Genomic DNA, 13,567 nt, shown 5'->3' on the forward strand with positions numbered 1-13,567 from the left:
CTAAGAAGAGCATAATATTCCTTCACTTTTCTTTTCCAAAGACAGACCATAAAAGCAAGAATGAGGACGAAATGGTGGTAGATTACTTGTTAAAATAGGTCCAATAAAAGATTTGGAGGACAATAAAAATGAATAAGATGAAGGAATTCAAGGAACTACACTTTTCAGATGATTTATTATTTCTTGGAAACGCCTGGGATCTTCTTTCAGCTTTAACACTAGAAAAGGCTGGATTTAAAGCAATTGGTACAACTAGTTGGGGAATTGCTAACTCCTTAGGATATTCAGATGGAGAATTAATTGATTTTGATCGACACTTAGCTATAATCCAAACGATTACAGAGAATGTAAAAATCCCTGTTTCCGCTGATATTGAAGCTGGATACAGTGAGGATCCTGATCAGATTATTAATAATGTATTAAGGACAGCTGAGATTGGAGTCGCTGGTATCAATATAGAGGATTCATTGAAAAAATCAAATGAATTGAGAGAAATAACGCAGCATTGTAAACTAATGGAAAAAACGAGGGCAGCCTTAGATAGAAGTGGTTATAAAGACTTTTATATCAATGCCAGAACGGATACTTACTTAAAGGGGAAAAATCCCTTGCTGGAAACAATGGAACGAGCTCATGCATATGTGGAGAGTGGTGCCAGCGGGATTTTTGTTCCTGGGTTAAGAGAGGAAAAGGAAATTAAAGAAATTACAAAGAATGTTAGCGCTCCACTAAATCTATTATCTTTACCTGGGCTGACGAATTGTAATATGCTTAAAGAATTAGGAGTAAGACGATTTAGTTTTGGAAATGCCCTATCTGATAGTGTAATTGCTTATTTAGAAAAAAAGGCTGGCAAATTATTAGAGCTTAAGGATACGTCCTCTTTGTATGAAAAAGAAGCACTAGGATGAAAGGATAGTGGTTTATATGTCGACTAATCTCAATCTTTCATTTGAAGAGATGTGGGAGAAGATCATCAGTTGTGATCGTAAGTATGATGGGATATTTTTTACCGCAGTAAAAACAACAAAAATATATTGCCGTCCTTCCTGCAGATCACGGAAGCCTAAAAAGAAAAATGTTGAATTTTACCATGATAGGAATGAAGTTGAAAAAGCTGGGTACCGTCCTTGCAAAAGGTGCCAGCCAGAAGTTGAGCATTCTCCTCATATTGAACTTGTCAGAAATATCATTACCTTCCTAGTCAATCATTATAAACAAAATTTGATATTAAAGGATATAGCAGCCCATGTCGGTTTGAGTCCCTTTTATTTGGAACGATTGTTTAAAAAGGAAACTGCTGAAACTCCACGTGCTTATTTAGAAAAAATACGCATTGATAAAGCGGCCCACCTTCTCAAAAGCACTGCTATGACAAACCTAGAAATTTGTTATGAGGTGGGTTTCCAGAGTTCCTCTAATTTTTACAAAGTATTTAGAAGCATAAAAAACTGTTCTCCTAGTGAATATCGCAAGGGATACCAACATGAATTGGATTGATTATGAATCTTATATAGAGATTTATCCTCCAAAGGAATTTAATTTTGAAGAGTGTTTAGTTTTTTTAGGCAGATCCAATCAGGAAGTGCTTCATCGGATGGAAGAGGGATTTTTATACAAATTGATAAAAGTGAATGAATCGTTGATTTTATGTAAAGTTGGATCAATCAATCATGCCATAAAGGTCGAATTTCCATTGAATCCTGAATCCAATGACATCCACAAAAAAGTAGCGGAGTATATTTGGGAATGGTTTGATTTGGATCAGGATTTGGAGAGCTTTTACCAAGTCGCAGATAAAGATAAGGTGTTAAGGACACTTACCCATAAATATCATGGTTTAAGAATTATGTGCATTCCCGATTTATTTGAGGCGATCGTGTGGGCAATTATGGGTCAGCAAATTAATTTAACATTTGCTTATACTTTAAAGAAACGTTTTGTTGAAAAATACGGAGAAAGCCTGACATTCCAAGAGGAAACCTTTTGGTTATTCCCCTCATTTGAAAAAATTGCGTCCATCCATGTCGATGATTTAAGGGAACTTCAATTTACTACAAGGAAGGCTGAATACATCATTGGCATTGCTAAAGATATGCAAAGCGGCAAATTAACAAAAGAATTATTACTTATGAAACAAGATGATCATCAAGTAAAAAAATCTCTTCTGTTGATAAGAGGGATAGGAGCATGGACGGCAGAGTATGTCATGATGAAATGCCTCCACTACACCTCCTCCTTCCCAGTTTCAGATGTCGGCCTTCATAATGCATTAAAGAATGTACTAGAGCTTAAGAGTAAACCGACTATAGAAAAAACAGAAGAATTAGCAGAAGGTTGGAAAGGCTGGCAGGCATATGCAACTTTTTATCTTTGGAGGTCATTATATGACAAAAATACATAAATTAGATTATGAATCGCCGATTGGAAAGATAGAAATAATTGGTACCCATGAAGCAATTATTTCTATTTTATTTTCTGAAGAAAATGATAAGAGCGTGAATTCATTACAACCAGAAACTCCTTTCGTTTTAGTAGAATGCTATAACCAGCTCGACGAATATTTTAAAGGCAAGCGTCATGAATTTTCCATCCCATACCAATTGGAAGGAACAGATTTTCAAAGCGCGGTATGGAACGCTTTAATAAAAATACCGTATGCTGAAACGGGGTCCTATAAGGATATAGCCATTTCTATCGGGAATGAAAGAGCGATTAGAGCTGTAGGAAGTGCAAATGGAAAAAACAAGTTAAGCATTGTCATTCCTTGTCACAGAGTAATCGGTTCAAATGGGACATTAACTGGCTATGCAGGAGGTCTATGGAGGAAAGAATGGCTTCTTCAACATGAGAGAACTTATCAAAAGTAATTAAAATGTTTAATAATAATCCACACCAATCATGATAAAGATTGGTGTGGATTTTGTATTTTTATCATAGAAGAGAGTAATAATAGTTCCTTTTATTACTCAATAAGGTAATGGTTTCAGCTATCCTTTTTACTCCTAATCTTATTTGATGATCTTGTGCTTGTGATATACATAAACGGATGAGATTGTCTTTCTTGTAGTTGGACAAGAACATTCTATCAGTATCATCAATTAATATGTATGGAACCTACTTTCTATATAAGTTGCCCTACGTTGTTTACAGATTGTTAATTAATATAATTTCAAAGAACGGCATATATTTTTTGCCGATTATCTTTTAAGGCATTCTTTTTACTTCTTCTAGTTGAACATCATATAAAGCAATTTTATAATTTATCTTTTCTAAATGTTCTACGGTTTTATTAATATGCTCTTTTACACTTTTTTTGTGTTGAAGCATCATCTCTTTTCTTTCTCTTAATGTTTCATCACCATGATTATATAATTCAGCGTAACTTCTTATTTTTTTCAGTGGCATCCCAGTTTCTTTTAAACTTATGATAAAATCTACCCACTCAACAATTTCATCTGTATAAATTCTATGCCCATTCTTATCTCGTGGTGCTCTTGGTATAATCTTTTCTTTTTCATAATATCTCAATGTAGATTCAGTTAAATTCCTTGTTTTTGCAATTTCATCTATATACTTCATTTTTCCTCCTTTAATTAAAGTTACTTTAATTATGATTTTTATTTAAAATCTTTTGATGGGTTCTAAATATTGATATGAAAGCACTTTTGTTTTAGCTTGCGTTAAACCAAAGTTTAATTGATATACTTAATTTACATCAAACAAGGAGGAATTACAAATGAACAATGTAGAAAATAAAACCGTTATTATTACTGGAGCTTCTAGTGGAATAGGGAAAGCTACAGCGATAAAGTTGGCAAATAATGGAGCGAACGTTGTATTAGCTGCACGTCGTAAAGACTTATTAGAAGAAATTACTACTACTATTAACGAAAACGGTGGCACGGCTGTTTACAAAGTTACTGATGTTACTAATGCTCATCAAATGGAAGAACTTGCATCATTTGCTTCAGAAAAATTCGGAAAAATTGATGTCCTTATTAATAATGCAGGGGTAATGCCTCTATCTGAACTTAAAAATAGAAAAATTCACGAATGGGATTTAATGGTAGATGTAAATATTAAAGGTGTCCTTTATGGTATTTATGCTGTTTTACCTTATATGCGTGAACAAAACAATGGTCATATAATTAATCTATCAAGTATTGCTGGCCATATTGTTTTTCCTGGTAGTGCTGTTTACTGTGCTACAAAATCAGCTGTGAGATCAATAAGTGAAGGATTACGTTTAGAAGAATCTTTAGATAGCAATATTAGATCTACAATTATTTCACCAGGATCTATCCTTACTGAATTATCAAAACATATTACAGATCAAGAACAAAAAAATGCGATAAACCAAATTGAAGAGGCTGTGGGTATTGAGCCAGAAAATATTGCTGAAGCAATTTATTATGCAATTAATCAGCCAGAAGAAGTAGGAGTAAATGAAATATTAGTACGTCCAACAAGGCAACAACTTTGATAGTAAAAGAAAAAATAACATTTTATATGGATAGTTAACATATTCATTCCCATAGACAGCAATCATGAAAACAAAGACGGAATTTGTCCATATTTGGGCAAATTCCGTCTTTTACGTTTAGTAAATAACTAGAAGAAGCTTTTACGTATGTTTCCAATTAGGTTATCTCCATCGTTAAAAAGTTTCTAAAATCCCACTATCTCTACCTTACAACCAATCTAGTACTACGCTAGTTTATAGTTCTATAGGTCATTAATGGTCCCCTTTTAGCTTTCCTCCCTAGTCTCTATTGAATAATTACTGTACAAAAAAAGGTGATTTCTGCTGGACAAATAAACTATGTCACTAAAATACAGCATATCGCCATTACTTAATCCAGATTCGTTTAAACTATGATTTCTTCTTTTTAAATAAGAGAGATAGATAAAAAGGGGTTCCCTAACTTGAAAAAAATGGTTACTATATGGAGGATTACATGTGGACACACAAAAAACATATCCATAGCTTAAGTTTAAGTTAGGAATAAACTGCCGTATGAAACAAAGGAGTATAACATGAGAAAACGCAGTATTACTGTCAAGTTATTCGCTGTAACGTCTATATTCTTTTTGGTGTTTTACGCCATGATTATGATATTTCAGTTAGTATTCTTTGACCGTTTTTATCAACATCATAAAACGAAAGAAGCAGCAAGGCACATCCATCAGTTAGCAGAGGGATATGAGCAAAATTCTTGGAGTGAAGCAGAACTGACAAAACAGACCTTGTCCTACATAAAGAAGACAAAAAGTCCGTTGACGATTGTGGACACAGAAGGTTATCAGTTGGTACAAGATCCTTTTAATATCATGTTGGAGACAGGGGATGGCGAAATTGTGGAAGTATCCCTTTCGTTACTCATCACAGATTACGGAAAACAAGTACAAGCATTGAATATTGCAAAGGGAGATAAAGTGATTGTGCAAGGGGAAGTAGATGCTCTAGTTCCTTCAGTCATTTATCCATCTATTATTACGAAGGATAGCTCTAGTGTCGGAGAAAGTCAGGCTGAGAATGAAGTGACCATCAAAGGGAAGGTAAAAAGTATTTCGCTGCCTAAGGGGAAAGTGGCAAGTAGAGGGTTAGGAATTCTCTATGATGCACTATTGGAATGGTTTCCTCTTCAAGAGAAGCAGATAAAGCAGCTTTCCGAAGGAGAAAGCCTGCAGCTAGACTGGGTGGAGTCATGGAGTGGAAAACATTATTTAGTATTAATGGAGCCAATTAAGAAAGACGGAGAAATGCAAATTATGTTCTCTGTCACATCTCTTCAGGAAATCAGAGATACTAATGAATCACTCCGAATATTTTATGTATATATCGGGATTGCTGGCTTTATTCTCATTCTTTTATTGTCGTTGTTCTTCTCTCGTCTTGTTAGTAGACCACTAATTAAGCTAAATGAAATGGCAAAAAAAATGGTGCATCTAGACTTTTCATCGCTGAAGCCGATTAAGCAGAAGGATGAGCTGGGGAGTTTGGCGAACAACATGCTAGTTATGGCGCAAAACTTGGATATTGCATTAAATGGTTTGAAAGAAGCCAACGGAAAGCTGAAGGAAGATATGGAAAAACGACTGCAAATGGAGAAGGAGCAACGTGAATTTTTCGAACATGCTTCCCATGAACTGAAGACCCCTCTTAGTATTGTTAAAAGCTTTGCAGAGGGACTGCAAGATGGAATCAGTCCTGATAAACAAGATCACTATATAGAAGTAATTATTGAGGAATCAGAAAAGATGGAAGTGCTGATTAAGAATATGCTGGATTTGGCTAAGTTGGAGAATGGTGCAATCAAACTACGGAAAACATCTTTCTTGCTTAGTGAAATGATTGAGGATTTGGCAAATAAACTATTTTGCATAGCCAAAGAGAAAAATGTGGTAATTGAAATTATGCCGAAGAATGAACAGCATATTTTGGCAGATTATGAGTGGATGGAACGGGTAATGAAAAATCTTCTTATTAATGCAATCCGCCACAGCGAACCTGACTCTGTCATTAGGATTCGTATCGAATTAGATCAGGAAAATGGCAACAGTGTGTTCCAAATCGAAAATACAGGTGCACAGATACCAGAAGAACAGCTGGATAAAATCTGGAAACGTTTCTATCGGGCTGAATCTTCTCGCAGCCGAATGACGGGTGGGACAGGATTAGGATTGGCCATTGTTCAGCAAATACTTAGCCTGCATGGCTTTCATTATGGAGCAGAAAATATACCAGGCGGTGTGCGTTTCTATATTTACTTTTGTTAATGGTAATAATTTCTTATTAGGACACATGAAAGACATATAACCTTGTTAATATCTTTAAATTGGAAGGAAGATTCACGATGGGGAAGAAAGTATTGCTTGTCGAGGATGAAGTGAGAATTCGAGAAGTCGTAGCTGATTATTTTAAAAAGGACGGCTGGGAAGTATATGAAACGGATAATGGCAGCAGTGCAATAGATTGGTTTGATGCTATATATCCTGATTTAGTTATTCTTGATATTATGATGCCGCAAATGGATGGGTTTGCTGTGACCAAGCAGGTTCGCATGAATTCTGGCGTACCCATTATTCTGCTGACAGCGAAATCCAGTGATGATGATAAAATCCATGGCTTTGAACTTGGAGCTGATGATTATGTTACCAAGCCGTTCAGTCCAAAAGTGTTAGTAGCACGCGCTAATTCTTTAATGAAACGGGCAAAAGAGCATTATCTGCCGACTGGCCATATGATAAGCTTCGGTGAGGCAATTGTTAATACAAAGTCTCATCAGCTTCAGCTTGCAGGCCAACAAGTCGAATTGACGCCAAAAGAATATGAATTATTAGTTTTCTTGCTTCAGCATAAAAATAATGTCCTTTCACGTGAAACAATTTTGAATCATGTATGGGGATTCGACTTCGATGGTGATAGTCGAGTTGTGGATACACATATTAAAAAGCTTAGGGCTAAATTAAGCTTTGAATCCCATCATATCCGGACTGTTATTGGAACAGGCTATAAGTTTGAATAAAAGAAAGGAGAGAGAAGATGAATAAGCTTAAACAGTTGTATAGGCATACTGGCGTCCGGTTTGCTTTACAGACTTGTTTTTATTTTGCCATCCTCATTACCTTATTCTTGATGTATGGCTTCCATACGGCCAATACAGGCAACTATATTTATAATGATTTCTAAATGGAGAAGATAATAAAATGAAACTTTTAACTCGTATTGCGCAGCATGCGGTAAGAAAATCAGAACAGATAGCATATCGTACAGAAGGCCAGATGCTGACTTATGGAATGCTCTGGGATAAATCAAGAAGGCTGGCAAGCTTATTACATGCTATTAAGCTTGAGCGGCAGACGCCAATTGTAGTGTATGGACATATGGGAATAGATATGCCGGTATCGTTTCTCGCTTGTGTTCAGGCCGGCCATCCTTATATACCGGTAGATACGTCGATTCCAATCGAACGGGTACGTCTTATTGTCGAAAAGTCCGGTGCTGGAGTGGTAATTAATACGACAACTAGCAAGCTGGATTTTGATGGTGTTATAGTTTTACAAATGCTAGAAATGAATTTGGAACAAATAGAGCATATTGGAGAAGAGTACTGGGTCCAAAGTGATGAGGTTTTTTATATCATTTATACGTCCGGCAGTACTGGAAATCCTAAGGGAGTTCAAATAACTGCAGCGAATCTACAATCCTTTACCGATTGGATGACAGGGGACTTTCCGTTAGGGGAAGGAAAGGTATTCTTGAACCAGGCACCCTTTTCATTCGATTTGTCTGTAATGGACTTTTATCCAGCCTTACAGAGTGGGGGTACCATTCATACGCTGGATAAAGAAGTAAGCAATAAACCGAAGCTTTTGTTTGAGAACTTAAGTCATTCGTCTATACAAATATGGACCTCGACACCATCCTTTGTGCAAATGTGTTTTCCTAATCCTGATTTTAATCAAAAGATGCTTCCACAGCTTGAACTATTCCTTTTCTGTGGGGAAGTATTGCCACTTGCTGTAGCCAAGGAGCTGAAGGAGCGTTTCCCAAGAGCGAGAATTTTTAATACCTATGGACCTACAGAAGCAACAGTAGCGGTGACGTCTATTGAAATCACGGAAGAATTGCTTACGAAAGAGAAGGCTCTGCCAGTAGGCTATCCAAAATCGGATATGAGGGTTTTCGTTTTAGATGAATTGGATAATCCGCTCCCAGAAGGAGAAAAAGGCGAACTTATTCTTGCGGGGCCAAGTGTATCAAAAGGATATCTCGGTGAGCCGCAACTGACAGAAAAGGCATTTGGCATGATAAACGGAATGAATGTATATCGTACTGGAGACGCAGGCTTCATTCAAGACGGTGTGGTGTACTGCCAAGGAAGAATGGATTATCAAATCAAGCTGCATGGCTATCGGATGGAACTGGAAGAAATTGAGTTCCACCTGAATCAGTCTGAATATATTAAGAATGCCATTATTATTCCTTATGCACCAAATGAAGAAATTGAATACTTGATTGCGGCAGTTGTTCCAGAGGATCATGATTTTGATAAGGAATTCAAACTGACAGCTGCTATCCGTAAGGATCTTGCTTTGCGCTTGCCAGCATATATGATTCCTCGTAAATTTACGTATCATTCTTCTATTCCAATGACGATAAATGGAAAAGCAGACCGTAAGAAGATGAAGGAAGAGGTACTCGCATGACCCCGTATAGCTCTTTCCTTTTCTTCATAATTCTAGGTATCTTGCTGCTGCCGACGATAATCCTCGGTATAAAGGGCAAGAACCTGCGTTTTTACAATGTATTTGTTTCTATTGTTGTATTGGCTATTATCTTTTCTGGTGGGAATGCAGGCTTTTTCTCGTTAGTAGTTTTCACTATCCTTCAAGTGATATTGGTAAAAGGCTATATTCATTATCGCCAGGAAAAGAATAGTAGTCTCGTATTTTATGTAATAAGCTTTCTATCCATTCTGCCTTTAATTTTATCTAAAGTCTTGCCTATTTTGGCAGTGGATAATTGGGCGAGTTTTCTAGGTATCTCTTATCTGACATTCCGAGCTGTCCAAATTATTATTGAAACAAGAGATGGATTGATTAAAAATCAGCTTTCGATTTATCAGCTTGTTAATTTTATGTTATTTTATCCGACCATTTCATCGGGGCCGATTGACCGTTTCCGTCGATTTGAGAAGGATGAGAATAAGCGTTGGACACCAGAGGAATACAGAGATCTGCTTTATAAAGGGATTAACAAAATCTTCCTTGGTTTTTTGTATAAATTTATAATCGGCTATTGCATTAATGCGTATTTCATCATGAATTTAACTTATATAGCAGATGGTAAGCTTTCTTATCACCTGCTATACATGTACAGCTATAGCCTATACCTATTCTTTGACTTTGCCGGCTATACGGCATTTGCAGTCGGAGTCAGTTATATAATGGGTATCCGGTCACCGGAGAACTTTAATAAGCCATTTATGAGCCGTAATATAAAGGATTTCTGGAATCGATGGCATATGTCTTTGTCATTTTGGTTCCGTGATTATGTGTTTATGCGCTTTGTTTTCTTAATAAAGAAGAAAAAATGGATAAAGAACAATATGCTCGTTTCAAATTTAGGGTATATTCTCCTGTTCCTTTTGATGGGTGTATGGCATGGATTAGAGATTCAATACATCATTTATGGAGCATATCATGCCCTGATGATGAGCGGTTTTAATTTCTTCGATACTTGGAATAAAAAACATAAACGCTGGCCAACAGGAAAAGCGATGACAGTGGTTTCTATCATTATTACTTTCCATGTCGTTTGTTTCGGTTTTTATCTGTTTTCCGGCAAACCATTTCAATAAAAAGGGGATCTATCTATGAATTTTAAAGAAAAAGTACTACAAGTTATTGCAGAAGTTTGTCAAGATGATGTGGTGAAAGAAGAGCATGATTTGGATTTATTCGATTCAGGATTGATCGATTCATTTGGGACTGTAGAATTACTTGTTAAATTTGAGGAACAACTTGATATCAATGTACCAATTACAGAGTTCGACCGAGATACATGGAATACACCAAATGCTATCGTTGAACGTCTGAATGAGCTGAAATAATGAAGAAGAAATATTTATTTGGACCAATCATTCTTGCATTGGTCCTGTTTGCCGGGGTTGTATTTATACCCACATCATGGCTGGCTAAGCTAGTTCCTGCTGATCGGTTAGAGGAATCTGCAATCAGTTTAGAGCCAAGTATGTTCCAAGGAACATACTTACAAAATGAGATGCTCAAAAGTTCGACCTATGTTCCGATTTATGGCTCTTCGGAGTTGTCACGCTGGGATCCATTTCATCCATCAAATTATTTCGAAATGAATTCCGCCCCATTCACACCTTATTTAATAGGAAAAGGCGGAATGACATCTATTATTCATGATTTAAACTTTGCAACACATGCTGCTCAATTGAAGAACAAGCAAATGGTCATCATAGTATCGCCGCAATGGTTTGTAAAGCATGGGACAGACGAACAGCATTTTGCACCAAATTATTCTGCCCTGCAAGCGTACCAGCTTCCGTTTAATAAGGATGTGGATGAGCAGGTGAAACGAAAATTGATGGAGCGGCTGATGTCATATAATGCGGTCAAGAATGATACGGTACTCTATCAACTTTATGATGCTTATCTAAATGACAAGAAGACAATGTTTAAAATGTTATCCGTTCCTGCAAAGGGGTATATATCCATCCTTAAGAAAAAGGATTTATATTTTACACTTTTGAAAGATAAACCAACCAATCGACATCAGTCAGCTGAAGTGAAGGATAAGACTTGGGAAGAATTACGTGCACAAGCTGATGCCTATGGCAAAAAACGGACACAGCATTCTAAATTTTACATTGATGATAAAGTATATAAGCATAAGAATGATTATATGAAGAGTATGAAAGGAAAGAACAAAGGCCATTCCTATGCTGAATCGCTGGAGTACGATGATTTTCAGCTGATGCTTGATATTCTAAAAAAGGCAGAAGCTGAACCGCTTTTTGTTATCATTCCAGTTAATGGTGCTTATTATGATTACACAGGCTTTCCTAAAAAAGGGCGGCAAGGTTATTACAATCGTATAAAGAAACAGATAAGCGATAACGGCTTTAACTATGCTGATTACTCCGGCCATGAGCACGATCCCTATTTTATGAGGGATACGATTCATATTGGCTGGAAGGGCTGGGTTTATGTAAGTGAGGATATGCAAAGATTCCTTGAATAGCATTAGGACGATTCACGTATGAAGTGGATCGTCTTCTTCTATTTCGACAAAGTGTATTTTGAAATTAAGATGAATGAATGACAATATAGTTCATTTAAGGCCGTCATTTTAAATATTCAAGGAGAATCAAGTGAAAAATAGCGTATAATAGGAGCTTACGGAAATAATAAAAGAATAATCCAAAATAAAAGAGGCTTTGTTATGAGTGGAAAAGGTTTTCATGCATTTAATTTAAGTAATCAAATAGTAAAAGCTCTAGATAGTTTAGAATATAAAAATCCAACAGAGGTTCAAAATAAAGTTATCCCCCTTGTGTTAGAAAAGATTGATCTTGTTGTAAAATCCCAAACTGGAAGTGGTAAGACAGCTTCCTATGGAATTCCTATTTGTGAATTAGTGGAATGGGAAGAGAATAAACCACAAGCGTTAATATTAACACCAACAAGAGAACTTGCTGTTCAAGTCAAAGATGACTTTATTGATATAGGAAGACTGAAGAGGATTAAAGCAACAGCTGTATATGGAAAACAGCCGTTTGCCATCCAAAAAACAGAATTAAAGCAAAAAACACATGTAGTAGTTGGTACTCCAGGTCGCGTATTAGATCATATCGAGAGAGGAACATTGACCTTAGAAAAATTGAACTATCTTGTGATCGATGAAGCGGACGAGATGCTAAACATGGGATTTATTGAACAGGTAGAGGCAATAATCAAGGCTTTACCAAAAAAAAGAGTAACTATGCTGTTTTCAGCAACGTTGCCGGAGGAAGTTAAAGAGCTATCCCAGCGCTATATGAAGACACCTATTGACATTGAAATCAAGGCAAATGGACTGACTACCGATAAAATTGACCATACGCTTATAAGAGTAGAGGAAAAAGAAAAATTCTCTCTTCTTCAAGCTATAACGATTGTAGAGAATCCTGATAGTTGTATTATCTTTTGTCGGACAAAAGATAGGGTGGACATGCTGAGTGATCAATTAACGGACTTAGGATATAACTGTGATCAAATTCATGGCGGGATGGTACAGGAAGATAGACTGGATGTTATGAATGATTTTAAAAGGGGAGAATTCCGCTACTTAATTGCGACAGATGTAGCTGCAAGAGGAATTGATATTGATAATATCACCCATGTGATCAACTATGATATTCCTTTAGAAAAGGAAAGCTATGTTCATCGTACTGGAAGAACTGGACGAGCAGGTAAACAAGGAAGAGCCATTACCTTCATGACACCATTTGAAGAGAAGTTTTTACAGGAGATAGAAGAATATATCGGCTTTAAAATTCCTACAAGGGCTGTTCCTGCAGAGGAGGAAGTTGCCGATAAGCGATCTGACTTTGAGGCAAAAAAGAAGGTTGAGCCGGCGATTAAAAAGGCAAAAAATGAGAAATTAAATAAACATATTATGAAATTATACTTTAATGGCGGTAAAAAAAAGAAGCTTCGAGCAGTGGACTTTGTTGGAACAATTGCAAAAATTGAAGGGGTATCAGCAGAGGATATTGGGATTATAACGATTATGGATACTTTTTCGTATGTAGAGATTTTGAATGATAAAGGACGTATCGTGCTCGAAAAGATGAAGAATACACCAATTAAGGGTAAATCCTTGAAGGTATATGAAGCAAAGAAGGACTGACAAAGGCTTTAGAACAGTTCGCAGTCAAGATTAATTTAAAAAAAATGGAGCAGACTGAATACGCATAGACTCTTAGGGGAGCTGTGAGATAGTTCGAGCCCCCCTACAAAGCTCGTCCCATGAAACCAAAGTGTA

At 36.5% G+C, this 13,567-nt stretch carries 14 protein-coding genes; 13 read left to right on the forward strand and 1 reads right to left on the reverse strand.

Translation table 11 applies throughout. The features are described from left to right. The first annotated feature begins 128 nt into the window (after positions 1-128). The 4 genes from NSQ89_RS23385 to NSQ89_RS23400 are packed head-to-tail and all read left to right on the forward strand — an operon-like array spanning position 129 to position 2,870. Positions 129-911, forward strand: a complete 783-nt coding sequence (locus NSQ89_RS23385; RefSeq protein WP_341133343.1) for an isocitrate lyase/PEP mutase family protein — start codon at positions 129-131, stop codon at positions 909-911. 16 nt (positions 912-927) lie between these two features. Next, on the forward strand, positions 928-1,500 hold the full coding sequence (locus NSQ89_RS23390; protein WP_047941053.1) for a bifunctional transcriptional activator/DNA repair enzyme AdaA: 573 nt from the start codon (positions 928-930) through the stop codon (positions 1,498-1,500). After that, positions 1,487-2,404, forward strand: a complete 918-nt coding sequence (locus tag NSQ89_RS23395) for a DNA-3-methyladenine glycosylase family protein (protein ID WP_061797156.1) — start codon at positions 1,487-1,489, stop codon at positions 2,402-2,404. The genes NSQ89_RS23390 and NSQ89_RS23395 overlap by 14 nt, the downstream gene beginning before the upstream one ends. Beyond that, the gene (locus NSQ89_RS23400; RefSeq protein ID WP_341133344.1) at positions 2,388-2,870 is read left to right on the forward strand and encodes a methylated-DNA--[protein]-cysteine S-methyltransferase; all 483 of its coding nucleotides are present in this window, start codon (positions 2,388-2,390) and stop codon (positions 2,868-2,870) included. The genes NSQ89_RS23395 and NSQ89_RS23400 overlap by 17 nt, the downstream gene beginning before the upstream one ends. A gap of 337 nt (positions 2,871-3,207) precedes the next feature. Here the strand turns inward: NSQ89_RS23400 and NSQ89_RS23405 are convergent, their stop codons facing one another. Continuing rightward, positions 3,208-3,582, reverse strand: a complete 375-nt coding sequence (locus NSQ89_RS23405) for a MerR family transcriptional regulator (RefSeq protein WP_061797150.1) — start codon at positions 3,580-3,582, stop codon at positions 3,208-3,210. Between the two features lie 157 nt (positions 3,583-3,739). Here NSQ89_RS23405 and NSQ89_RS23410 point away from each other — a divergent pair, with 157 nt between their 5' ends. From NSQ89_RS23410 to NSQ89_RS23450, 9 genes are all read left to right on the forward strand, one after another. Beyond that, positions 3,740-4,486 carry an SDR family oxidoreductase gene (locus NSQ89_RS23410; RefSeq protein ID WP_095321918.1) on the forward strand — a complete coding sequence of 249 codons (747 nt, stop codon included), beginning with the start codon at positions 3,740-3,742 and terminating at the stop codon, positions 4,484-4,486. Between the two features lie 554 nt (positions 4,487-5,040). Next, a complete protein-coding gene (locus tag NSQ89_RS23415; RefSeq protein WP_144580552.1) occupies positions 5,041-6,783 on the forward strand; it encodes an ATP-binding protein in 1,743 nt (580 codons plus the stop codon). A 77-nt stretch (positions 6,784-6,860) separates the two neighbouring features. After that, positions 6,861-7,532 carry a response regulator transcription factor gene (locus NSQ89_RS23420; protein ID WP_047940984.1) on the forward strand — a complete coding sequence of 224 codons (672 nt, stop codon included), beginning with the start codon at positions 6,861-6,863 and terminating at the stop codon, positions 7,530-7,532. A gap of 17 nt (positions 7,533-7,549) precedes the next feature. Continuing rightward, complete coding sequence (locus tag NSQ89_RS23425; RefSeq protein WP_082138248.1) at positions 7,550-7,696, forward strand: teichoic acid D-Ala incorporation-associated protein DltX; 147 nt, start codon at positions 7,550-7,552, stop codon at positions 7,694-7,696. A gap of 17 nt (positions 7,697-7,713) precedes the next feature. Then, positions 7,714-9,216: a D-alanine--poly(phosphoribitol) ligase subunit DltA gene (gene dltA / locus NSQ89_RS23430; RefSeq protein ID WP_341133345.1), complete on the forward strand. Its 1,503-nt coding sequence runs from the start codon at positions 7,714-7,716 to the stop codon at positions 9,214-9,216. Further along, on the forward strand, positions 9,213-10,370 hold the full coding sequence (gene dltB, locus NSQ89_RS23435) for a D-alanyl-lipoteichoic acid biosynthesis protein DltB (RefSeq protein ID WP_341133346.1): 1,158 nt from the start codon (positions 9,213-9,215) through the stop codon (positions 10,368-10,370). The genes dltA and dltB overlap by 4 nt, the downstream gene beginning before the upstream one ends. Positions 10,371-10,385: 15 nt before the next feature. Next, positions 10,386-10,622, forward strand: coding sequence for a D-alanine--poly(phosphoribitol) ligase subunit DltC (dltC, locus tag NSQ89_RS23440; RefSeq protein WP_047940981.1), 237 nt, complete (start codon positions 10,386-10,388; stop codon positions 10,620-10,622). Next, the gene (dltD, locus tag NSQ89_RS23445) at positions 10,622-11,782 is read left to right on the forward strand and encodes a D-alanyl-lipoteichoic acid biosynthesis protein DltD (RefSeq protein ID WP_061797140.1); all 1,161 of its coding nucleotides are present in this window, start codon (positions 10,622-10,624) and stop codon (positions 11,780-11,782) included. The genes dltC and dltD overlap by 1 nt, the downstream gene beginning before the upstream one ends. 201 nt (positions 11,783-11,983) lie before the next feature. Next, complete coding sequence (locus NSQ89_RS23450) at positions 11,984-13,432, forward strand: DEAD/DEAH box helicase (protein WP_341133347.1); 1,449 nt, start codon at positions 11,984-11,986, stop codon at positions 13,430-13,432. The last annotated feature ends 135 nt before the right edge of the window (positions 13,433-13,567 follow it).

The organism is Niallia sp. FSL R7-0648 (genome assembly GCF_038007005.1).
In the GTDB taxonomy this organism is placed as follows: domain Bacteria; phylum Bacillota; class Bacilli; order Bacillales; family Cytobacillaceae; genus Niallia; species Niallia circulans.

Coding starts and splice junctions, on each gene's coding strand:
- dltA (WP_341133345.1), top strand. CDS start 7,714: ATGAAACTTTTAACTCGTATTGCGCAGCATGCGGTAAGAAAATCAGAA.
- dltD (WP_061797140.1), top strand. CDS start 10,622: ATGAAGAAGAAATATTTATTTGGACCAATCATTCTTGCATTGGTCCTG.
- NSQ89_RS23395 (WP_061797156.1), top strand. CDS start 1,487: ATGAATTGGATTGATTATGAATCTTATATAGAGATTTATCCTCCAAAG.
- dltB (WP_341133346.1), top strand. CDS start 9,213: ATGACCCCGTATAGCTCTTTCCTTTTCTTCATAATTCTAGGTATCTTG.
- NSQ89_RS23415 (WP_144580552.1), top strand. CDS start 5,041: ATGAGAAAACGCAGTATTACTGTCAAGTTATTCGCTGTAACGTCTATA.
- NSQ89_RS23450 (WP_341133347.1), top strand. CDS start 11,984: ATGAGTGGAAAAGGTTTTCATGCATTTAATTTAAGTAATCAAATAGTA.
- dltC (WP_047940981.1), top strand. CDS start 10,386: ATGAATTTTAAAGAAAAAGTACTACAAGTTATTGCAGAAGTTTGTCAA.
- NSQ89_RS23400 (WP_341133344.1), top strand. CDS start 2,388: ATGACAAAAATACATAAATTAGATTATGAATCGCCGATTGGAAAGATA.
- NSQ89_RS23420 (WP_047940984.1), top strand. CDS start 6,861: ATGGGGAAGAAAGTATTGCTTGTCGAGGATGAAGTGAGAATTCGAGAA.
- NSQ89_RS23390 (WP_047941053.1), top strand. CDS start 928: ATGTCGACTAATCTCAATCTTTCATTTGAAGAGATGTGGGAGAAGATC.
- NSQ89_RS23385 (WP_341133343.1), top strand. CDS start 129: ATGAATAAGATGAAGGAATTCAAGGAACTACACTTTTCAGATGATTTA.
- NSQ89_RS23410 (WP_095321918.1), top strand. CDS start 3,740: ATGAACAATGTAGAAAATAAAACCGTTATTATTACTGGAGCTTCTAGT.
- NSQ89_RS23405 (WP_061797150.1), bottom strand. CDS start 3,582: ATGAAGTATATAGATGAAATTGCAAAAACAAGGAATTTAACTGAATCT.
- NSQ89_RS23425 (WP_082138248.1), top strand. CDS start 7,550: ATGAATAAGCTTAAACAGTTGTATAGGCATACTGGCGTCCGGTTTGCT.